Origin of the sequence: Curtobacterium sp. BRD11 (assembly GCF_031844345.1) — a bacterium.
Lineage (GTDB): Bacteria > Actinomycetota > Actinomycetes > Actinomycetales > Microbacteriaceae > Curtobacterium.
Window position 1 is genome coordinate 93,199 of record NZ_JAUZUZ010000004.1, and the last position, 21,605, is coordinate 114,803.

General features: G+C 72.9%; 18 protein-coding genes. 11 read left to right on the plus strand and 7 right to left on the minus strand.

From position 1 onward, the window contains the following. The first annotated feature begins 1 nt into the window (after window position 1). Both Q9R28_RS10460 and Q9R28_RS10465 read left to right on the plus strand, forming a co-directional pair. Window positions 2-1,261, plus strand: a complete 1,260-nt coding sequence (locus tag Q9R28_RS10460; protein WP_311206035.1) for an FAD-binding protein — start codon at window positions 2-4, stop codon at window positions 1,259-1,261. 585 nt (window positions 1,262-1,846) lie between these two features. Then, complete coding sequence (locus tag Q9R28_RS10465) at window positions 1,847-2,767, plus strand: cation-transporting ATPase (RefSeq protein WP_311206036.1); 921 nt, start codon at window positions 1,847-1,849, stop codon at window positions 2,765-2,767. A gap of 20 nt (window positions 2,768-2,787) precedes the next feature. Here the strand turns inward: Q9R28_RS10465 and Q9R28_RS10470 are convergent, their stop codons facing one another. Further along, a complete protein-coding gene (locus tag Q9R28_RS10470) occupies window positions 2,788-3,744 on the minus strand; it encodes a DUF5937 family protein (protein ID WP_066655635.1) in 957 nt (318 codons plus the stop codon). Window positions 3,745-3,800: 56 nt separating this feature from the next. Between Q9R28_RS10470 and Q9R28_RS10475 the strand changes: the two genes are divergently transcribed. The 5 genes from Q9R28_RS10475 to Q9R28_RS10495 all read left to right on the plus strand — a co-directional run bounded on the left by Q9R28_RS10475 (window position 3,801) and on the right by Q9R28_RS10495 (window position 10,734). Then, window positions 3,801-5,081: an MFS transporter gene (locus Q9R28_RS10475; RefSeq protein WP_311206037.1), complete on the plus strand. Its 1,281-nt coding sequence runs from the start codon at window positions 3,801-3,803 to the stop codon at window positions 5,079-5,081. Window positions 5,082-5,394: 313 nt separating this feature from the next. Next, on the plus strand, window positions 5,395-7,062 hold the full coding sequence (locus tag Q9R28_RS10480) for an ABC transporter substrate-binding protein (RefSeq protein WP_209685711.1): 1,668 nt from the start codon (window positions 5,395-5,397) through the stop codon (window positions 7,060-7,062). Then, on the plus strand, window positions 7,059-8,804 hold the full coding sequence (locus Q9R28_RS10485; RefSeq protein WP_311206038.1) for an ABC transporter ATP-binding protein: 1,746 nt from the start codon (window positions 7,059-7,061) through the stop codon (window positions 8,802-8,804). The genes Q9R28_RS10480 and Q9R28_RS10485 overlap by 4 nt, the downstream gene beginning before the upstream one ends. After that, the gene (locus tag Q9R28_RS10490; RefSeq protein WP_251161016.1) at window positions 8,801-9,739 is read left to right on the plus strand and encodes an ABC transporter permease; all 939 of its coding nucleotides are present in this window, start codon (window positions 8,801-8,803) and stop codon (window positions 9,737-9,739) included. Before Q9R28_RS10485 ends, Q9R28_RS10490 begins: the two co-directional genes overlap by 4 nt. Continuing rightward, window positions 9,736-10,734, plus strand: a complete 999-nt coding sequence (locus Q9R28_RS10495; RefSeq protein WP_311206039.1) for an ABC transporter permease — start codon at window positions 9,736-9,738, stop codon at window positions 10,732-10,734. Before Q9R28_RS10490 ends, Q9R28_RS10495 begins: the two co-directional genes overlap by 4 nt. A 184-nt stretch (window positions 10,735-10,918) precedes the next feature. On the opposite strand, the gene Q9R28_RS10500 is transcribed toward Q9R28_RS10495, so the two are convergent. The 3 genes from Q9R28_RS10500 to Q9R28_RS10510 all read right to left on the minus strand — a co-directional run bounded on the left by Q9R28_RS10500 (window position 10,919) and on the right by Q9R28_RS10510 (window position 15,997). Continuing rightward, the gene (locus Q9R28_RS10500) at window positions 10,919-12,235 is read right to left on the minus strand and encodes a GNAT family N-acetyltransferase (protein ID WP_311206040.1); all 1,317 of its coding nucleotides are present in this window, start codon (window positions 12,233-12,235) and stop codon (window positions 10,919-10,921) included. 195 nt (window positions 12,236-12,430) lie between these two features. Next, complete coding sequence (locus Q9R28_RS10505; protein WP_311206041.1) at window positions 12,431-13,936, minus strand: cryptochrome/photolyase family protein; 1,506 nt, start codon at window positions 13,934-13,936, stop codon at window positions 12,431-12,433. Window positions 13,937-14,227: 291 nt separating this feature from the next. Beyond that, window positions 14,228-15,997: a hypothetical protein gene (locus Q9R28_RS10510; RefSeq protein ID WP_311206042.1), complete on the minus strand. Its 1,770-nt coding sequence runs from the start codon at window positions 15,995-15,997 to the stop codon at window positions 14,228-14,230. Between the two features lie 191 nt (window positions 15,998-16,188). Between Q9R28_RS10510 and Q9R28_RS10515 the strand changes: the two genes are divergently transcribed. After that, complete coding sequence (locus tag Q9R28_RS10515) at window positions 16,189-17,073, plus strand: aminoglycoside phosphotransferase family protein (RefSeq protein ID WP_311206043.1); 885 nt, start codon at window positions 16,189-16,191, stop codon at window positions 17,071-17,073. A 12-nt stretch (window positions 17,074-17,085) separates the two neighbouring features. On the opposite strand, the gene Q9R28_RS10520 is transcribed toward Q9R28_RS10515, so the two are convergent. Further along, window positions 17,086-17,640 (minus strand): hypothetical protein, encoded by a 555-nt coding sequence (locus Q9R28_RS10520; RefSeq protein ID WP_311206044.1) that lies wholly within the window; start codon window positions 17,638-17,640, stop codon window positions 17,086-17,088. Between the two features lie 69 nt (window positions 17,641-17,709). On the opposite strand from Q9R28_RS10520, the gene Q9R28_RS10525 reads away from it, so the two are divergent. Next, window positions 17,710-18,450, plus strand: a complete 741-nt coding sequence (locus Q9R28_RS10525) for a hypothetical protein (protein ID WP_311206045.1) — start codon at window positions 17,710-17,712, stop codon at window positions 18,448-18,450. Between the two features lie 73 nt (window positions 18,451-18,523). Here Q9R28_RS10525 and Q9R28_RS10530 read toward each other — a convergent pair whose 3' ends face one another. Further along, entirely contained in the window at window positions 18,524-19,387 is an 864-nt protein-coding gene (locus tag Q9R28_RS10530) for an NAD(P)H-binding protein (RefSeq protein WP_311206046.1), read from the minus strand. Between the two features lie 85 nt (window positions 19,388-19,472). Here Q9R28_RS10530 and Q9R28_RS10535 point away from each other — a divergent pair, with 85 nt between their 5' ends. Next, the gene (locus Q9R28_RS10535; RefSeq protein WP_311206047.1) at window positions 19,473-20,231 is read left to right on the plus strand and encodes a TetR/AcrR family transcriptional regulator; all 759 of its coding nucleotides are present in this window, start codon (window positions 19,473-19,475) and stop codon (window positions 20,229-20,231) included. A 25-nt stretch (window positions 20,232-20,256) separates the two neighbouring features. Here the strand turns inward: Q9R28_RS10535 and Q9R28_RS10540 are convergent, their stop codons facing one another. After that, the gene (locus Q9R28_RS10540; protein ID WP_311206048.1) at window positions 20,257-20,799 is read right to left on the minus strand and encodes a hypothetical protein; all 543 of its coding nucleotides are present in this window, start codon (window positions 20,797-20,799) and stop codon (window positions 20,257-20,259) included. Between the two features lie 99 nt (window positions 20,800-20,898). Here Q9R28_RS10540 and pnuC point away from each other — a divergent pair, with 99 nt between their 5' ends. Continuing rightward, complete coding sequence (gene pnuC, locus Q9R28_RS10545) at window positions 20,899-21,564, plus strand: nicotinamide riboside transporter PnuC (protein WP_066655568.1); 666 nt, start codon at window positions 20,899-20,901, stop codon at window positions 21,562-21,564. Window positions 21,565-21,605 lie beyond the last annotated feature (41 nt).

A 21,605-nucleotide genomic window follows, 5' to 3' on the forward strand; every position in this document is an offset into this window, starting at 1 on the left:
CGTGGCCGCGACGACGCGCACCAACTGGGCGGGGAACGTCACCTACCGCGCCTCCGCGCTCGACCGCCCCACCTCGGTGGCGGCGGTCCAGCAGCTCGTCGCGGCCACACCGCGCCTGACGGCGCTCGGCTCGACGCACTCGTTCAACGAGATCGCCGACACCGACGCCGTCCAGGTCACGCTCGCCGGCCTCCCGCCGGTGCTCGAGGTCGACGCCGACCGGCGCGTGGTGCGGGTCGCCGCCGGCATGACGCACGCACAGGTGGCGGCCGGCCTGGAGGCTCGTGGCTGGGCCCTCGCGAACCTCGCCTCCCTGCCGCACATCTCGGTCGCCGGCGCGGTCGCCACCGGCACGCACGGCTCCGGCGTCCGCAACCCGTCGCTCGCGCAGGCGGTGGTCGGGCTCGAGGTCGTCCGGGCCTCCGGCGACGTCGTCCGGGTCGACGCGTCGTCGCCGGACGGCGCCCTCGACGCGCACCGGGTGGCACTCGGTGCGCTCGGCGTCGTCACCGCGGTCGAGCTCGCGATCGAGCCGACGTTCCAGGTGGCCACGACCGTGCACCTCGACCTGCCGTGGTACGCCGTCCTCGAGCACTTCGACCGGGTGGTGTCGGACGCGTACTCGGTGTCCTTGTTCACCTCGTTCGACGACCGCGGTGCCCGACAGGTCTGGACGAAGCACCGCGTCGACGAACCTGCACCGTCGGTCGACCTCGTCGCGCTCGGTGCCCGTCGGGCGGGCGGGCCCGTGCACCCGGGGGAGAACGACGCCGCGAGCGTCACCGAGCAGGGCGGGGTCCCCGGGCCGTGGGCCGAGCGGTTGCCGCACTTCCGATCGACCTTCGAGCCGTCCACCGGTGCCGAGATCCAGGCGGAGTACCTGGTCCCCGCAGAGCACGCCGTCGCCGCGCTCGATGCGCTGCGCCCGCTCGAGCCGATCTTCGCGCCGCTGCTCATCGCGGCCGAGGTCCGGACGATCGCCGCCGACACGGCATGGCTGGCGCCCTCGTCGGGACGGCAGTCGGTCGGGCTGCACTTCACCTTCCGACGGGACGCCGAGGCCGTGGCTGCCGCGGTCGAGCGGATCGAGGGTGTCCTCGCGCCCTTCGATCCCCGCCCGCACTGGGGGAAGGTCTCCGCCGCGAGCGTCGAACGCCTGCGCGAGGCGTACCCGCGCCTCGACGACTTCGCGGCGCTCGCGCGGGACCTCGACCCGACCGGGCGGTTCCGCAACGCGTTCCTGGCGCGCCTGCTGTCCTGACGCGCCTGCCGTCCTGACGCGCCTGCGGTCCTGACCGACGGGGTGCCCCTCGCCGCTGGTGGCGGCGAGGGGCACCCGCATCCTCAGCCCTTGCGGAGCAGGTCGACCAGCAGTCTGGTGGTGTTCACGAGCAAGCTCGCGATCCCCAGCCAGAGCGCGTGACGCCTGTTCCGGCCGTCGTCGTCTCGCGACATCGAGGACCTCCTGGTGTCGTCGCCGGCGGACACGAAGAGCTTCGAGCCAGGGATGCGAAGCCGAGCGGGCTCGGCTACCATCGGTCCGAGCGCTGAGCTCGGGGATGGGTTTGCATCCCTGGCTTTCCACTCGGAAGGCGAACTGAGGCCCGGATCTGTTCCTGCAGATCCGGGCCTCGCACGTTCACCTGGCCGCGCTCCGGCGGGTGCACGGCCGAGGACACCCTCCCGAACCGTCCGGTGATGTACCACCGGATCGGGGTCGCTCGCACCGCGCGCCGCAGTCTGCGCGCCGACCGCTCCGTCGCTCCCAGCGCTCTCGGACCTGATCGGCGGGTGGCGCACTGCTCGGTCGCTGAGTGCTCACATGTGTGATCACAAAGGTTGGGGCATGGCGAACCTCAACCGGATCCTCGGCATGGCCTCGAAGGTCATCGACAAGCAGATGCAGAAGCAGCGCGCGCAGGGGAACGCCGCAGCCGGCCACCAGCAGAACCCGCACGGCACCGGGGGCGGGACCGACTGGCGTGACATCGTCCGGACTGCTGCGGACAAGCTGACGGGCGACGACCGGTCGCGACAGCCGCAGCCGGGACAGCCGCAGCCGGGACAGCAGCGGTACGGGCAGCCGCAGCAGCAGTACGGTCGGACCGAGCAGCACCCGGAGCAGCCGCAGGCGCACGGCGGGCACGCCGACGCGGACAAGATCGCCCTGGCGAAGTACGACTACCTGCTGCGGACGGCGAGCCCGGACCAGATCGAGCAGGTGCACCACGACGCCTTCGCGCGGCTCACCCCGGCGCAGCGGCAGCAGGTGCGGGACCGGTTGGACTCGGAGCTCCCGCCGCACGAGCACCTGCGGGACGACTCGTCCGGCGGCATGGCGCGGGCGATGACCCGCGGCGAGATGTCCCGACCCGGGCTCATCCGCCGCGTGCTCGGCGGCTCCGGGCGACCGGGCAGCGGCAGGGGTGGTGCCTTCGCCGGCGGTGCTGCCGTCGGTGCCGGTGCGGTGGCGCTCGGTGGTCTCGCGGTGGCGGTCGCCGGAGGAGCGGTGGTGAGCGCAGCGGCGGCACCCGTGCTGGCCGGCGCGGCCGACCTCGGTGTCGACTTCGAGGGCATCGCCTCGGGCATGGGCGACCTCGGTCTCGCGGACCTGGGCGGCGGCGTCGAGGGCTTCGCGGCCGAGGGCGAGCAGTTCCTGGGCGGACTGGGCGAGCAGGCGTCCGGCCTCGGTGAGCAGGCGTCCGGTCTGGGGGAGCAGGCGTCGAACCTGGGCAACGACTTCCTCGGTGGGCTGTTCGATCGCTGACACGCCCGGCGGCGACGTGCTCACTCCCGTCGGACGAGCGCGTCGCCGACGGTGCTGCGGTAGTACAGCACCGCGCGGCCGTACCGCGTCCGGTTGAGCAGCCCGCCCCGTTCCATCACCCGCAGGTGCTGGTTGACGGCCGAGGTGGAGACGCCGAACCGCATCGCGAGGTCGGTCGACGACGCGGGCTCGCCGAGCGCGTCGAGGAGCGCGGCCCGCGTGCCCCCGAGCAGGTCGCGGACGGCACCGGCGTCGGGGTGCGACGCGGTCGACCACATCGCGCCCTGCCCCCGCGCCGGGTACATGACGGTCGGGGGCATGTCGTCGTCGATCGGCGTCGACGCGCGGACGACGAACACCGACGGGACGAGCGTCAGTCCCTCGCCCTGCACCGGGCGGTCGCGCGCGATCGGGCTGCTCAACCGGACGTCGACGTGTCGGCCGTCGAAGCGCACCGACTCGGACAGCCCGCCGAGCACCGCGCCGACGCCCTCGTGCGCGGCGATCCGGCCGCGGTGCGTCACGTCGGCCTGCAGCACGCGGCGCATCCGCGGCCAGTACGGTGCGAAGCAGAGCTCCCACGTCGTGGCGAGCGCCCGGACGAGCCGGTCGACGACGTCCTCGTGGCGCCCGACGAACACGTCCGGCACGGTGGCGTGCACCCGCTCGAGGTCGGTCCGGAGCCGGGAGGGGGAGATCCGGCCGAGGGCACGGAGCTCGTCGTCGAACGACCCCAGCGGGGACTCCGGGCGAGGGTTGACGAAGTCCGCGACCCACCGGCGCTCGTCGACCAGGCCGGCGAGGACGGGGCGGTCGAGGACGGGCAGCACGCCGGCGATGCGCTCGAGCCACGGCCGCTGCAAGGGGTACCGCTCCGGTGCTCGGAAGGCGCGCAGCCCGAGGCCGAGCTCCGACAGCGGCGAGATGCCGAACCGCACCGCCGAGACGTCGGAGGGCTCGAGCCGGTAGCGGATCATGAAGCCTGACGCTACATCCGTTCTGGTCAGCACCGCGCTGCTGCGAGAACAGGACCGTGAGCACCACGGCGCAACCGGTCCCGATCCGCACCCTGGTCCGACAGGACCCGACGCTCCGACGCCTGCTCACGGTCACGTTGGTGGACACCCTCGGGCGCGGTGCCTTCTTCACGCTCACCTCGCTGTACCTCATCACGATCGTCGGGCTCCCGGCCGTCGCGGTCGGTCTCGGCCTCACGGTCGCCGGCGCGGTCGGCGTCGCCGCGTCGCTCGTGTTCGGGCACCTCGCGGACCGGTTCAGCGCGCGACGGATGCTCGTGTGGCTGCACCTGGTGCAGGGGCTCGCGCTCATCAGCTACGTGCTCGTCCACGACCTGCCGACGCTCGTCGCGACGGCGTCCGTCGTGACCCTCGCGCAGCAGGGCGGCAGCGCCGTCCGGAGCGCTGCGGTCGGCCGGGCGTTCCCCGGTGGGGAGCGGGTCCGCGTCCGGGCGACCATGCGCACGGTCACGAACGTCGGCATCGGCGTGGGCACCGCGCTCGCCGCGGTCCCGCTCGCGATAGGCACCGGCGAGGCCTACCGCGTGACGATGGTGCTCTCCGGCGCGCTGTTCCTGGCGTCGGCGGTCCTCGTCGCGGGTCTGTCGGCGGCGCGCGTCGACGCGGCCCCCGCGGACCGCACGGACACCGGCACGATCGTGCGCCGGGAACCCGCCGGCCGGAGCCCCTACCGCGACGTGCGCTTCCTCGCCGTCACCGCCCTGACGGGACTGTTCGGCATGCAGTTCGGCCTGTTCGAGGTCGGGGTGCCGATCTGGATCGTGCAGCACACCGTCGCCCCGGACGTGCTCGTCTCGCCGCTGCTGCTCGTGAACACCGTGATCGTCGTCCTGCTGCAGGTCCGGCTGAGCCGCGGGACGGACACCGTCGCGGGAGCGGCCCGGGTGATGCGGCACGCGGGGTGGGTCATGGCGGTGGCGTGCGGCCTGTGGGCCGCCGCCGGGTGGGTCCGCGGGGACGACTGGGTGCCGGCTGCGACCGCGACCGCCGTGCTCGTCCTCGCGGCCGTCGCGCACTCGCTCGCGGAGATCACGTCGAGTGCGGCGGGGTGGGCGCTGAGCTTCGAGCTCGCACCGGCGGACCGGATCGGTGCGTACCAGGGCGTGTACGGCACCGGGTACGCGGTCGCAGCGATGATCGCGCCCACCGTGGTGACCCTCACCGCCGTCGACCTCGGGACCGCCGGCTGGGCGATCCTCGCCGTCGTGTTCCTCGGTTCGGCGCTCGGGGTCGGAGCGATCGCCGGACGCGCCGCGAGGACGACGGTCACGGCCTGACGGGGCCGCGCCGCGCCTCCCGACCGGTGTCCGTCGTCGCCGTCCGTCGGGCGTGACCGGACGCCTCGCGCGCCGCGGGAATACGCTCGAGCCGCAGGCGTTGTGCTGTTGCGTCGTGCAATGTTGCGTTGCATGTCGTCCGGACCACGCGAGCGTTCGGGTCCGCGCACCGACCGGTGCCACCATGGACCGCCCGGCCACCCGAACCGGGACGGACACCCCGTCCACCACGACGACGCTGGCCGCAGCAGACCGGACCCCCGGTCGGCGGCGCTCGACACCCCCACCCCCCCCCCACGAGGAGCAGCACACCATGCACCGCCCCAAGCGCTTGACGATCACCGCGGCCGTCGCCGCCGCCGCAGCCCTCGTGCTGACCGGCTGCTCGGGTGGCGGCGCGTCGGACGACGCGTCCACCGGCACGAGCAAGGGCGGCACGCTCGACATCCTCACCGCGCAGACCGCGCTGCACTGGGACCCGGCGACGAGCCAGAGCCTCGGCATCACCTCGATGGGCCTGGTCGCCCGCCGCCTGACCACCTGGGACGTCCAGCCCGGGAAGACCGCGAAGGTCGTCCCCGACCTGGCGACCACCACGGGTGAGTCGAGCAACGGCGGCAGGACCTGGACCTACACGCTCAAGGACGGCCTGAAGTTCCAGGACGGCACGCCGATCACCACGAAGGACATCAAGTGGGGGATCGAGCGGTCCTTCGCGCCGAACCTCACCGGCGGCCTGAGCTACCACAAGTCCCTGCTGGTCGGCGGCTCCGACTACCAGGGCCCGTTCGAGGGGAAGACGCTCGACAGCATCGAGACCCCCGACGACAAGACCATCGTCTTCACGCTCGACGCCCCGTACGGCGACTGGCCGTGGCTCGCGTCGATGCCGGCGTTCGCGCCCGTGCCCGAGGGCGAGGGCAAGGACACCGGCGCGTACGACGCGAAGCCCGTGTCGAGCGGCCCTTACCAGATCGAGTCGAACACGCAGGGCTCGCAGGTGACGCTCGTCCGGAACAAGGAGTGGAGCGCGAAGACCGACGCGATCCGCACGGCCGGTCCGTCGAAGATCGTCTTCAAGGAGAGCCAGGACGCGTCGACCACGACGCAGAGCCTGATCGCCGACAACGGTGACGCGAAGAACGCGTTCGGTGCGCAGTTCCTCGGTGCCGCCGAGCTCAACCAGGTGCGCGCCAACCCCGCTGCGCAGGACCGCCTCGCGACGAGCAAGGCCGGCCCGATCACCTACATGGCGATCAACACGCAGCGCGGGGCGCTCAAGGACCTGAAGGTCCGCCAGGCGCTGCAGTACGCCGTCGACCGCAAGTCGTTCCGCATCGCCGCCGGCGGCGCGCTCGCCGGCGAGTACGCGTCGACGCTCGTGACGCCGGGCATCGCCGGACGCCAGGACTACGACCTGTACGAGACCGGCGCGACGGGCGACGTCGACAAGGCGAAGGCGCTGCTGCAGGACGCCGGTGCCGAGGACCTGAAGCTCACGCTGGTGACGCAGAACGACCCGACCTACCTGTCCCAGGCGCAGGCCCTGCAGGCGGGCCTGAAGCGCGCCGGCATCACGGTCACGCTCAAGCCGCTCGACTACGACTCGTTCACCCAGGCGACGACGAACGGCACCGACTTCGACCTCTCGCTGTCGAGCTGGCAGCCGGACTTCCCGAGCGCGAACGCCAACATCCAGCCGCTCTACGACTCGTCGGAGATCGGTGGGGGCGGGTACAACGTCTCGAAGTACAGCAACCCCGAGGTCGACGCCCTCATCGCGAAGGCGACCGGCACGGTCGACCAGTCCGAGGCGCAGGAGCTGTGGGCGCAGGCGGACCGGCGGATCATGGAGGACGCCCCCGTCGTCCCGCTGATCTACGCGAAGCAGTCCTTCCTGGCCGGGTCGAACGTCGAGAACTTCCGCATCGCGGACTTCCCGGCCTACCCGAACTACCTCAAGGTCTCGCTCTCGCAGTGAGTGCACCGCTGCTCGAGGTCGAGGGGCTCCGCGTCGCGTTCGGCGACGCGGAGCCCGTCGTCCGTGACGTCTCCTTCACCCTGACGCCCGGCCGGGTGCTCGCGCTCGTCGGCGAGTCCGGTTCGGGCAAGTCCGTCAGCGCGATGAGCGTGCTCGGACTCCTGCCACCCTCCGCCCGTGTGTCGGGCAGCGCCCGGTTCCGCGGGACCGAGCTCATCGGCGCCTCCGTGGACGAGCTGCGCGCCGTCCGTGGTGCGGGCATCGGGGTCGTGTTCCAGGAACCGATGAACTCGTTCACCCCCGTGCTGGCGATCGGCACGCAGATCGCCGAGGCCGTGCGGGCGCACCCGACCGACCTGGACCGGGCGGGCGTCTCCGCCCGCGTCGACGAGCTGCTCCGGGCTGCCGGGCTGCCGGACTCGGCCCGGATCCGGAAGGCCTACCCGCACGAGCTGTCCGGCGGGCAGCTCCAGCGGGCGATGATCGCGATGGCGCTCGCGGGAGACCCCGTCGCGTTGTTCGCCGACGAGCCGACGACCGCACTCGACGTGACGGTCCAGGCCGGGATCCTCGACCTGCTGCGTCGGCTCGGTCGCGAACGCGACCTCGCCGTCCTGCTCATCACCCACGACATGGGTGTGGTCGCGGACGTCGCCGACGAGGTGCTGGTGATGCGCCGCGGTGACCCCGTCGAGCACAGAGCGGTCGCCGACGTCTTCGCGCACCCGGAGGCCGACTACACGCGCGAGCTCCTCGCCGCGGTCCCCGCCCTGGAGGCACACCCCGCGTCCGCACCGTCGGCCGCGGCCGGGTCGGGGGCCGAGTCCGGCCACGATGCCGAGTCTCGGGCCCAGCGACCGTCCTCGGGCTCCGCGGCGCGAGGAACGTCGCCCAGCGCGAGGCTCGCGTCGGCAGCCGAGCCCGGAGCCGCGGTCGCGCGCCTGCGCGACGTCGCCGTGCGCTACGCACGCCGCGGCGACCCCACGGTGCACGGGATCGACCTCGAACTCACGGCCGGCCGGACGCTCGGCCTGGTGGGGGAGTCGGGGTCCGGCAAGTCGACCATCGGCCGCGCGCTCGCCGGACTCGTCCCCGTCGTGGACGGCTCGGTCGAGGTCGACGGCAACGACCTGCGCACCGCACGCGGGAAGCGCCTGCGCGAGCTCCGCAGCCGCGTGGGCATCGTCTTCCAGGACCCGGCGTCGTCGCTGAACCCGCGACAGACCATCGGCTGGAGCATCGCCGAACCGCTGCTCGTGCACGGCGAGGGCACACCGGCCTCGCGCGCCGACCGCGCCCGCGAGCTCCTGTCCGCGGTGCAGCTCGACCCGTCGTGGACCGAACGGTTCCCGCACCAGCTGTCGGGCGGCCAGCGGCAGCGCGTCGCCGTCGCCCGGGCACTGGCGCTCCGACCGGCCCTGGTGATCGCCGACGAGCCGACCAGCGCCCTCGACGTCACCGTGCAGGCCGCCGTGCTCGACCTGCTCGCAGACCTGCAGGACGAGTTCGGCTTCGGCATGCTGCTCATCAGCCACGACCTGGCCGTCGTGCGCCAGCTCGCCGACGACGTCGTCGTGCTGCACGACGGCCGCATCGTCGAGCGCGGCGCGACCTCCGCCGTGCTCGACCACCCGCAGCAGGACTACACGCGCATGCTGCTCGCGGCGGCCCCGGTCGCCGATCCCGCGCGACAAGCCGCCCGCCGCGAGGCCTGGCGTGCCTGGGAAGGAGTGGTCTCGTGACCGCGAACGTCGTCGACCGGCCCGTCTCCGCGTCGGCCGGTCGGACCACCGGGTTCCGCGCCGTGGTGCGCCGGGTCCGTCAGGACCGCTGGGCCGTGGCCGCCGCGATCGTCATCGCGGTGTTCGTCGTCGTGGCGATCGCCGCACCGCTCATCGCCGCCGCCACCGGGCGGAACCCGTACAGCTACGACGTCGACGCACTGAACGACTTCGGGGCTCCCCGCGGTGCTGCCGGCGGCGTGAGCGGCGAGCACTGGTTCGGCGTCGAGCCGCTGACCGGGCGGGACCTGTTCGCCATCGTGACCTACGGCGCACGGACCTCGCTCGGCATCGGGCTCGCCGCGACCGCGATGTCGATCGTGATCGGGGTGCTCGTCGGTGTCACCACCGGGTTCCTCGGCGGCTGGTACGACCGGGTGCTGTCGCGCGTGGTCGACGTGATCTTCGGGTTCCCGTCCCTGGTCTTCATGATCGCGCTCACCGCGGTCGTGCCGACCTCGTTCCCGAAGCCGCTGCTCGTCGTGCTCGTGATCGGGTTCTTCGGGTGGCCCTCCGTCGCCCGCGTCGTGCGCGGGCAGACGCTCTCGCTCGTGAGCCGGAACTACGTCGTCGCCTCGACCGCGATGGGTGCGGGGCGCTGGCACGTCATCCGCAAGCAGCTCCTGCCGAACCTCGCCGCGACGATCACCGTCTACGCGACCATCTCGATCCCGTCGATGATCGGCGCCGAGGCCGCGCTGTCCTTCCTGGCCGTCGGGGTGAACCCGCCGACGCCGTCGTGGGGCCGCAGCATCGGCGACGCGATCGGCTGGGTGCAGACCGATCCGATGTACCTCGTCTTCCCCGGAGCCGCACTGTTCCTCATCACCCTGGCCTTCAACGTGCTCGGTGACGCCCTGCGCGACGCCCTCGACCCGCGCGGGGGCGACCGATGAGCACCGTCCGCTTCCTGGCCGTCCGGATCCTCGGCGCCGTCGTCGTGCTGTTCGTCGTCGCGGCGATCACCTACGCGCTGTTCATGCTGCTGCCCACGAACCCGGCCCGGGCGATCTGCGACAAGCCGTGCACGCCCGAGCGGCTCGCTGACGTGCAGGCGTTCCTCGGCACCGACAAGCCGTGGTTCGCGCAGTTCGGGGCGTACCTCGCCGGCATCTTCGCCGGTCGCACCTTCGGTTCCGGGGCCTCCACGATCACGTGCGCGGCGCCGTGCTTCGGGTACTCGTTCCAGCTGCACGACAGCGTCACGAACCTCATCGCGTCGCGCCTGCCCGTGACCGCGTCGATCGCCGTCGGGGCGGCCGTGCTGTGGCTCGTCGCCGGTGTGGCGGGCGGCACGGTGTCCGCGCTCAAGCGGGGGACGCTGGCCGACCGCGCCGTCATGACGGTCGCCGTCGCCGGGGTGTCCTCGCCCGCGTACCTGATCGGGCTGCTCGCGATCCTGCTGTTCGGGTTCACCCTCGATTGGCTGCCCACGAGCGGGTACGTGCCGTTCGTCGAGGACCCGGTCGGGTGGGTGACACACCTGGTGCTGCCGTGGTGCGTGCTCGCCTTCATCAGCGCGGCCATCTACGCGCGGCTGACCCGCGGCGAGATGCTCGAGTCGATGTCGCAGGACTTCGTCCGGACCGCGCGTGCGAAGGGCCTGCGGGAGCGGCAGGTCGTCGTGCGGCACGGACTCCGGACCGCGATCCTGCCCGTGGTGACGCTGTTCGGGCTCGACCTCGGGTCGCTGCTCGGCGGCGCGGTCATCACCGAGAAGGTGTTCTCGATGCAGGGCCTCGGAGCGCTGCTCATCGACGCGGTGCACACCCTCGACCTGCAGGTGGTCGTCGGCTTCACGGTGTTCTCGGCGCTGCTCATCGTCACCGCGAACGTGATCGTGGACGTCGTCTACGCGTTCGTCGACCCACGGGTGCGTCGCCGGGCGTAGGTGCCGGTCCCCGCTCGGCCGGCAGCCCGGGCCCGCGACGCGCAACGTCGGCTCGCCATGTGTCGGCGCGCTTGGTGGTGCGGCGTGCTGCTGCACAACCGGAAGCACCTCGCGCCATGGGGTTCCGTGGCGCGAGGTGCTTCCGGTTGGTCGTGGTGCAGCGGGCGGCGCGCCTGGCGCACGCCTAGAAGTACGTGATCCCGTGCGGCGTGCGGGCCGGCGTGAGCATCGCCCGGAGCAGCGCGGGCGCCGTCGGGTCCGCCGCACGCACGAGTCCGGCCGCGGCGAGGGTGACCGGGGACACCGAGCCGATGAGCACCGCGCCGAGGTCCGCCACGTCGAGCCGCAGGTCGGCCTCGCCGTCGGCGCCGTCGGACAGGCGCGTCACCGTGCCCTGCCCGTCGGTGACGTCGAGCCGGTAGGTGCCCGACGCGAACCTCATCGCGTCGGAGACGGCGAGCGTCACCGAACCGTCGACCGCGTACGGCCGGCTGCTGAGCACCGCCGGCACGTCGAGCACCCGGAGCCAGACGTGGTCCTCCTCGTGCTCGACGTCGTAGGCGCGGTTGTCGCCGAGGGCCGCGACGATCGGGTCGTCGAGCCGCGAGCGGCTGTACTGCACCACGTCGTTCAGGTCGATCGAGAGCAGGAACTCCCAGAGCGACAGGTACGCGGCATCGTTCGCGTAGACCAGGTCGACGATCTCGAGGACGGTGTCGCCCTTGCCCTCCTTCACGCGCCAGGTCACGTAGCCGTCGACCTCGTCGGAGTCGTCGGGGCGGTGCACCGCGGCGCGGACGTCCTTCGCGGGCTGGCCCTCGCCGTCGCGGAGCCCGAACACGATCGGCCACGTGCCGGCGTTCCGGACCATCGAGCCCGGGGTGCGTGCGTCGAACCGGTCGAACACGGCGCGCCCGGTGCCCTCGGCGAGCCACTCCGGCGTGACGACCGCGACGGTGCCGGTGGTCGGCGCGAGCAGCGGCAGTGCCCGCTCGCGGCGGACGGTCACCGCCCGCTCACGGATCGCGCAGCCGAAGCCGAAGCGGCGGTAGATGGTGCCCTCGGACGCGGTGAGGGACGCGACGGCGTAGCCCTCGGCGACGCCGCGCTCGAGCGCGTGCGTCATCATGCGGCGGAGGATCCCGCGCCGACGCTCGGTCGGTCGGACCGTCACGGCCGAGATCGCCTGCGTGTCGATCGCGGCGCCCTCGGCCCACGTCAGGCGCTTGCGGAACCAGGTGAAGGTCCCGGCCGGCCACGTCTCGTCGACCGAGCCCGGGAACGGGTCGCGCAGGTACACGCCGAGGAACGTCTCCTGGTCCTCCAGGAAGTGCGACGCCATCCGCGCGGCACCCTCGGCGTCGGGGTGGGCTTCGTGGAACCCGAACCCGACGGCGCGCATCCACGCCTCGGTCTCCGGCGTCGGCGCCCCCTCGGCGTCGGTCGTCGGCGCGAACTCGCGCAGGTCGTAGCGGTCGTCGAATGCGTCGTTGCTGGCCACGAGCCGACCCTACCGGTGCGCTCCACGCGGGCGCCTCCCTCGCGCGGTGGAGCAGCAACCGTCGGGTGGGCGGTGGCGCCCCGACCGTTCCTGCCCACCGACGCAACCGGGCGACCGGGTGGCGGACGGGAGGCACGTGGCGCCGCCGCCACGTGCCTCCCGTCCGCCCCTGGTCACCTGGTACCGCGGGGCCGGTCAGGGCGTGCCGCGCCGCGCCTCCTGGTCCACCACCTCGTCGAGGTCCGCCAGCTTCCGCATCTGCTGCAGCGGCCGCGCCATCCGGTTGTTCTCCCGCAGCGCGGGCTCGGTGCGCGACAGGAACGCCCAGTAGCCGGCGGTGAAGGGACACGCGTCCTCGCCGAGCCGCTTCGTCGGGTCGTAGCGGCAGCCGCCGCAGTGGTCCGACATCCGGTCGATGTAGCGGCCACCGGAGGCGTACGGCTTCGTCGCGACCATCCCGCCGTCCGCGTGCTGCGACATCCCGATGATGTTCGCGGGCATCACCCAGTCGGTGCCGTCGACGAACACGTCGGTGAACCACTCCGTCAGGTGGACCGGGTCGTAGCCCCGCTGCAGGGCCCAGTTGCCGAGCACCATGAGCCGTTGGACGTGGTGCAGCCAGCCGTGGTCGTGCAGACCCTCCATCGCGGTGGACAGGCAGACCGCGTCGATCTCGGACGCGTCGAGCTCCTGCCACCAGCGGGGGAGCCGCTCGTGTGCGCCGAGGGCGTTCTCCTCGGCGCCGTAGTCGTCGCCGAACCACCAGTAGAGGTGCCAGACGTAGTCGCGCCAGCCCGCGACCTGGCGGACGAAGCCCTCGACGCTCGCGAGCGGGGCGTCGTGGTCGCGGTGCGCGGTGAGGGCTGCTTCGACGACCTCGAACGGGTCGAGCACGCCGAGGTTCATCGGCACGCTGAGCAGCGAGTGCGCCATGGTCCAGTCGTTCGTCAGCGTGGCGTCCTCGAACGGCCCGAAGTCCCCGAGCCGGACCTGCACGAAGTCGTCGAGGGCCTGCCGGGCCTCGTCGGCGGTCACGGCGAAGCGGCGGGTGTCGTCCCTGCCGACGAAGCGGACGAGGCCGTCGTGTTCCCAGCGGTCGAGGTCGTGGCGGACCTCGTCGTCGATCTCGTCCTCGGTCGGCCACCACGGATCGGGCAGCCCGAGCGTGGTCGCTCCCCTGGGCGGTGGTTCCCGGTTCTGGTCGTCCAGGCTGAACCTCCCGCCGATCGGCTCGTCCGAGTGCATGAGCCAGCCCTCGCGGCGGCGGACCCGCTCGTAGTGGGTCTCCATCCGGAAGCGGCCGGTGCGCTCGGCGGCCCACTCGGCGAACTCGGCCTCGTCGGTGATGAAGCCGCGGCTCGGCAGGATCTCGGTGCCACGGCCCCAGTGCCGGACCTGCGCGCGCAGGGTGCGGGAGGGCGGGTCGACCACGTCGAGGTCGTCCCGGCCGACCAGGGCGTCCTTGAGACCCTCGACCTGCACGTGCTCGGCCCGGTCGCCGAGCTCCCGCACCCGGTGGCGGAGGGCGCTCAACCAGAGGTGTGCCTTCGCCCGGTGCATCGGTCGGGCGGTGAAGAACTCGCGCGCCTCGACCACCAGCGCGGGGCCGCCGTCGTCGAACAGCGGTCCGTACTGCCCCGGGAGGACGAGCCGGGTGCGGTCGGTGCTGCCGGCGTCGGTGCTGCCGTGGTCGGGTGCCATGCCCGGACGCTACCGGCGGCGTGTGACGCCCGGCTGACGCCCGGCTGACGGCCGGTGTGCCCCGACGTCGGCGTCGGCGGCCGGGGCTGGCCCGGCGGCCGCGTTCCGGTCGCACGACGTGCCGCTCGTGTTCGGCGGGCGCGGCACGTCGTGCGACCGGAACGGCCGCCGACGGCACGTCGTGCGACCGGAACGGCCGCCGACGACCACGTCGTGCGACCGGAACGGCCGCCGACGGCCCGTCGTGCGACCGAGGGCCGCCGACGGCCCCGTCGCGGCCGGCCGGCCCGGTCAGTTGTACGACGCGAGCCGGTTCGGCGCTGTGTTGCCCGCCGGCGTCGGTACCGCCCCACCGACCCCGTTGATGACGCTCGAGATCGTGCCCGTGTCACCGAGCGACACCGTCACGAGCCCGTGCGCCCGGATCCCCGCGCCCGTCGGCGTCTCGAACGCCCGGTCTGCGTGCACGGAGGGGTTCGTGTTGAAGAAGCAGTAGACACCACCGCCCCAGATCTCGTGGTTCGACACCCCCGACGCGACCTTGTACGCCGCGTACCCGGCTCCGGTCGGGCTCTGCCACGAGGCGTTGTCCGGCACGTCGTACGGCATCTCGTTCTGGAAGAAGATCGTCCGACCCCGGTTGCCGTTCCACAGCACCTCGTACCGCTGGTAGTGCTCGACGAACAACCCGGTCGCCAGGACGTCGTCCCCGTTCACCTCGACACCCGTGGCGCCGGTGTTGACGTTCCACCCAGTGGCCGCTCCGCCGTGGTCGGCCCGCCACGCCCAGATGTGGTCGACCAGCGTGTCGTCCGCGTTGACCTGCAGCGTCGTCGACGCCTTGCCCTGGATGCTCGACCCGACGCGGAAGAACACGTCCTGGATGCTCTGCGGGTTCGACGCGTGGTCGACGTGCGAGCCGCCGGTGCCGAGTCGGACGAGCTGCGCGCTGTTCGTCGTCCCCGCGTCGACCACGAGGTTCGAGACGTTCACACCCGAGACGTCCGAGCTGGTGAGGACCGCGTTGCCCTTCGTCGGCACGAGCGTCGGGAAGCCGATGCCCGTGACGACGGTGTCCGGACGCGTGACGTTCAGCGCGGCGTCCAGCTGGTACGTGCCCGGGGTGAAGAACAGGTTCAGCCCCTGCGCCAGCGCGCTGTTGATCGTCGTCGCGCTGTCACCGGGGTGTGCGACGTAGAAGTTCCGCATCGGGATGTCGGTCCCCGGCGTGTTCGGCCACGTCACCCCGGTGGAGTTCGTCCGCAGCGACGGCACGAACACGTGGTACTTGTTCGACGAGTCGATGTACAGGTACGGCTTCTCACGCGTCACCGGCGTGGTCGACAGCGTGGTCCAGCTCTTCGAGAAGTCGTTCGCGGGAGCGCCCTGCACCCCCGAGAACACCATGTTCCAGTTCCCGCCCTGCCAGCTGCCGAGCGAGGAGTTCCGGGTGTACCACTGCTGCTGGGACCCGCTGGTGACGGTGCCGTCGACCTTCGAGTCGGCGATGTACCCACCGGACGAGTAGCCCTGACCGCCGTCCTGGTTCGACGGTCCCATCGTCAGGTTCCCCTTGACGTGGACCCGCCGCATCGGTGCGGCCTGCGACACCGCCCAGCGGTCGGTGCCGCCCTCGGGGACGACCGACAGGTTCTCCGCCGACCGCCAGAAGTTCTGCGTCGCGTTCTTCTCGTCACCGGCGTTCCACCCGGAGTCGACGTTGATCGCACCGGTGATCGTGACGTCGTCCGGGTTCTTGCCGAGGCCGGCCACGGACGTGTAGAAGCCGAGGTTCGCCCAGAGCCGACCGTAGCTGCCCGGCTTGAAGAGGAAGGCGTACCGCTGCGAGCCGAACTGCGCCCCGCTGCTGCGGAGCTGCGAGTCGAACGCCGCGTCCACGTCGGCCTGGATGGTCGAGGTCGGTGTCGACGGGCTGTAGACCTTGACGTTGCTGCCGAGGTCCGGGGTGTCGCTGGTCGGCACGGCTGCCTGTGCCTGCACGGCCGGCGCCAGGGCGCCGACCAGTCCGACCGCCGTGATCGTCGCGAGGAGCGTGCTCATCCGTCGTTGCATGATGCTCGATTCGTCGTCGGACGGCCCCGTTGCCGCCCGCAACAGACGGTAGACCCGCCCGGACGCCGCGGCAGTCGGTGCTGCGGCGGACACGTGCGTACCCCGTTCGGGGGTCGGACTGGAGGCCCTGATCGCCCCCGCCCCGCCACCCCCGTCCCGGCGCTCGGTACGCTCCGAGCATGTGGCCGACCGAGCAGGACTGGCGTGCGTCCGTCCCGCGTCTGCTCGCCCGCGCGGTCGAGCGCTGGGACCTGCGCCCCGGCGAGCCGTACGCGGGCGGCAGCGTCTCGCACGTCGTCCGAGTGCGGCTGCCCGACGGCGGCGATGCCGTCCTCAAGCTGTCCCTGCCGCACCGCGAGGCCGAGCACGAGGCAGCAGCGCTCGGGTGGTGGGACGGCGCCGGGGCGGTCCGCCTGCTCGCCGTGGACCCGGACGACCCCTTCGTGCTGCTGCTCGAGCGCTGCGACCCCGGCACCCGCCTCGTGCAGCGTGACGACGTGCCGGCCGAGGAGCGCCTGCGCACCGCGGGTGGTCTGCTCACGCGGCTCTGGGCGACCGGGATCCCGGACGACCACCCGTTCGAGTCCGTCGCCGACGTCGCCGCGGAGTGGGCGGCGCTCGCCGAAGCCCGGATGCTCGAGCTCGCGCCACCCTTCGACCCCGGACTCGTGCGCCGCGGCACCGACCTGCTCCGCACCCTGCCCCGCGACGCCCCACGGTCGGTGGTCGTGCACGGGGACGCGAACCCCGGCAACGTGCTCGCGGCGGTCCGGGAGCCGTGGCTCGTCATCGACCCGAAGCCGATGGTCGGCGATCCGGCCTACGACCTGAGCCCGGTGCTCGTGCAGGTCGGCGACCCCTTCCGCACGGGCGACCCCCTGCGCGCCGTCCGGCACCGGGTCGCCGTGCTGTCGGACACGACCGGCCACTCCCCGGACCGCATCACCGCCTGGTGCACCGCGCGGCTGGTCGAGTCCGCCCTCTGGTCGGTGAGCAGGGGAGCGCTCGGCGAGGGTGTCGACGCGATGGCCCGTGCTGCGGTGGTCGACCGGCTCGGCGCCTGACCGCCGCGGGGCTCACCTCCGCGGGAGCCCGGCGACGTAGGCCGTGAGCACCGCGGTCGGATCGACGGCTGCGACCGCGCCGACCCGGTAGAGCAGCAGGGCGTCGACGATCCCGACGAGGTCCCGTGCGGAGCCGTCCGGGTCCACGACGCCGATGCCGTCGAGCAGGGTCCGTGCCGCTCGGACGAGGTCGTCACGCACCGGGTCGGCGCCGGTCAGGGGAGCACGCAGTCCGGGGTCGTCGCGCAGTTCGACGAGGAGCGCGAGCCGGGCGGCCTGTGCATCGCCGCGAGCAGCGAGTGCGTCGAGGAACCCGGTGGCGACCGCGACGACCGAGGCGTCGTCCGGGTCCTCCGGCAGCTGGAGTCCGGCGACGTCGGACGCCAGCTGCTCGGTGATCCGCGCCGCCACCAGCGCGAGCAGTGCGTGCCGGGTCGACGCGTAGTACGTCGTCGACCCGGGCGGGACCCCTGCCTCGGTGTCGACGCCGCGGTGGGTGAGCGACCGCGCGCCGCCGCGCGCCACGAGGCGGACCGCTGCGTCGGCGAGGTCGTCGCGTCGTCCCAATGGCTTCCCCTCTCGGCCAGGACATCGTACTGTTCTCTACATCTGTAGAGGATCGATCGGGAGGGTGTCGTGCGCGCAGTCGTCGTCGGCGGGGGAACATCGGGTCGAGCGATCGGAGCGGCGATCGCCGCGCGGGGCTGGGCGGTGCAGGTGTCGTCGCGGCGGACGGGGTTCGACGTCCTGCGCGACGAGGTCGCGGCTGTGCTCCGGGGTGCCGACGTGGTGGTCGAGGCCACCGGTCGCTTCACGACGAGCCGCCGACGAGCCACCGACTTCTTCGTCCGGTCGACCACCGCGGTCGGTTCGGCTGCCGCAGCGGTCGGGGCGCGGCACGTCCTGCTCTCGGTCCTCGGGTGCGAGCGTCCGGAGGTGCAGGGGTACGGCTACTTCGCCGGCAAGGCAGCGCAGGAACGGGCCGCCGCGACGACCGGTGCCGAACTGTCGGTGGTGCGCTCGACGCAGTGGCACGAGTTCGCGGAGCAGAACGCCGAGCGCTTCGGTGTCGGTCGCGTCGCGCTGGTCCCGGCGATGACGATCGCTCCCGTGGCGCTGACCGCGGTGGCCGCCGTCGTGGCGGAGGTCGTCTCGGGTGAGCGCAGGGAGCGACGCGTCGAGGTCGCCGGGCCGCGGCGGACGACACTGCTGGCGATGACGGAGTCGCTGCCCGCTCCCGGCATCCGTGCGCTGCCGCTCCGCATCCCCGGTCGGCTTGGGCGCGCGTTCCGCGACGGTGCGCTCCTGCCGGACGTGGGTACGGAGGTGGTCGGACCGTCCTTCGACGAGTGGCTCACCGCGCGGTCGCGCCACTGATGCCGGTCGGCCGGTCGGCCGGTCGGCCGGGGCGTCGCGCTCGCGGCAGGCCGACCGGCACGACGGCGTCCGCTCAGCGCGTGCCGGCGACGACGGCGTCGAGTGCGTCGTCCGCAGACCTCGGCTCGCGGCCGAGCAGCGTCCGGAGCGTCGGGTCCGTCCCCGCGAACCACCCTCCGGCCGCTGCCTCGTACATGCCGAGCAGGAACCGGACCATGCGTTCGTCCTGCCCCGCCGCGACGGCGCCGCCGACCCACTGTTCCGCGTCGACGAGCCGGAAGCCGACGTCGCGACCGACGCGCTCGGCCAGCCGGTCCGTGAGCTCCCCGAAGGTCGGTGCCGCGGTCGCGGTGACGGTCACCGGTCCCTCGGCCGGCGTCTCCTGCAGCAGCAGGGCGGCGGCCGCCTCGGCTGCGTCCTCACGGGCGGTCCAGGACACCGGTCCGTCTGCCGGCAGGGCGACCGTCCCCGTCTCCGGCCACGGCCCCAGCAGCCACTGCAGGCTGTGGGCGTAGAAGCCGTTCCGGAGCGAGGTCCACCGGAGGCCCGACTCGGCGAGCAGGTCCTCGGTGGCGGCGTGGTGCTGTGCCGGCACGAACGGGGACGCCGCTCCCGCGCCCTGGTGGCTCGTGTAGAAGACGTGTCCGACGCCGGCGCTCGCCGCGGCCTGCACGGCGTTCCGGTGCTGCCGGACGGTGTCCCCTCCGGGGTCGTTCGACGAGACGAGCAGCAGGCGGTCCGAGCCGGCGAAGGCCTCGACCAGGCCCGCCGGGTCGTCGTAGTCGCCGTGACGCACCGTCACGCCGCGCTCGGCGAACCGCGCGGCGCGTGCGGGGTCCCGTGTCACCACCGTGAGCCGGGATGCCGGGAGGTGGTCGAGGAGGTGGTCGGCGGTGGCGCCGTTGAGTGCGCCGGTCGCTCCGGTGATCGTGATCATGGTGGCCTCGTTCGTGTTAGCGGTGGAAACACCAGAACCGTAGCGCTGGTTTCCGGTGGAAGCAAGCACCTGTTAGCGTTGATCCGTGACCAGTACCGCACCGGCGATCGACTCCCGTCGCGACGTCCGCGAGCGCATCGTGGTCGGCGCTGCGGAGCTCCTCCACGACGGCGGTGTCGACGCGGTGACGACGCGAGCGGTCGCCGCGAGAGCAGGAGTGCAGGCGCCCACGATCTACCGGCTCTTCGGGGACAAGGACGGACTGCTCGACGCGGTCGCCGAGCACGTCACGACGGTGTTCAGCGCCGAGAAGGCCGCGATGGTCGACGCCGCCGGAGCGGACGGGACGGACCCGGTCGAGGCGCTCCGCGCGGGATGGGACGCGACCATCGCCTTCGGGCTCGCCAACCCCGACCTGTTCGTCATCATGAGCGACCCGCGTCGCGGGCGAGGGTCACCCGCCGTGGCGGCCGGGCTGCGTGTGCTCGAGGAACGGTTGCGACGGGTCGCGGTGGCCGGACGTCTCCTCGTCGGGGCGTCGGAGGCGGTCCGGCTGGTGCACGCGGCCGGTACCGGTGCCGTGCTCGCGATCCTGGGCGAACCGGAGGGCCGACGCGACCCTGCCCTGGCCGAGACGGTCTGGGCCGCGGTCGAGGCGCAGGTCGTCGTCCCCGAGCGCGACATCGTCGCCGGTCCCGACCGGGCGCTCCGCACCGCGGCGTCGACCCTGCGCGCCGGCGTCGAGGAACTCGACCGACTGACGGCAGCCGAGCGCGCTGTCCTGGCGGAGTGGCTCGACCGCGTGGCGGCGGGGCGTCGGGAGTCCGACTCCGGAGGAGCCTGACCGTCCGACCTGCGTCGGACGCAGCTCAGTCGGTCGCGCCCCTCGGCGGGTCCACGAGCAGCGCGACCCGGTCCCGCAGGTAGTCCTCGAGCGGCACGGCGGTTCCGGAGGTGGGGGACCAGCGGACGACCGGTTCGCCGTCGACCACGGCGAGCACACCGTCGGCCCCGACGAGCGAGTCGTCGAGCGGGATCGGCACCGCGCCGTGGTTGACCGTGTCGCCCGCGGCGAAGTGCCCCTTCGCCGCGGCCGCCCGGTAGGCGCGGCGCACCTCGGCGGAGACCGAGACGAACTGCTGGCGTCCGGGGTCGGTCACGCGGGTGATCTGCCCGGTCGCCCAGACCCCGCCGGCGGTCTCGGAGGACGATCCGAGCAGCAGGGCTCCGACGCGCCAGACCCGGCCGAGCGAGCGGATCGTCGGCTCCCGACGGATCCCGAGGACCGCGCGGGGCTCGACGTACTCGCCGAGGGCCTCGTCGCGGACGCCGGCTGCCCGCAGGCGCGCGGCCGCGTGGTCGAGCAGGGTCTGCGCTCGCCGCACCGCGTCCTCCACGAGCCCGTCCGTCACGCTGCCCGAGCCTAGACCGGCACGTCACACGGGGTCGCGCGGCCGGAGGAATGCGCCCGCTGCCCGTACGGTTGCACGGTCTCGGAACGAGGAGGGCCCATGGGCATCGTGCGGTGGTTGTTCGACGCGCAGCTCGTCATCGGCGACCAGACCGTGCTCTGGCGCGAGGTGATCGGCAACGTGTTCGGGCTGCTCAGTGCGCTCGGCGGGATGCGTCGCAGGGTCTGGGCGTGGCCGGTGGGGATCCTCGGGAACGCCCTGCTCTTCACGGTGTTCATGGGTGCGCTCTTCGACACCCCGAACCCGGTGAACCTGCTCGGCCAGGCCGGCCGACAGGTCATGTTCATCGTCGTCAGCGTCTACGGGTGGTACCGGTGGACGCACCGCGCGGACGAGGCGACGACCGTCGTCGAGCCGCGGTGGGCCTCCTGGTCGACCCGGGGGCTGCTGGTGCTGGCGCTGGTGGGCGGCACCGCCGTCCTGACGCCCGTGTTCCGGGCCCTCGGCTCGTACGAGCCGGTCTGGAGCGACGCCTGGATCTTCGTCGGGTCCGTGCTGGCGACGTACGGCATGGCGAAGGGCTGGGTCGAGTTCTGGCTGATCTGGGTCGCGGTCGACCTGGTCGGGGTGCCGCTGCTCTTCTCGGCCGGCTACTACGCGTCCGGGCTCATGTACGTCTTCTACGGCGCCTTCACCCTGACCGGGTTCTTCGTCTGGGTACAGCAGGGGCGCAAGCCCTCGGCGGCGCCGGTGACGGTGGGCTGACGCGCTCGACAGGTGTTGCCTGGCCCCCGCACTGGGTGGAG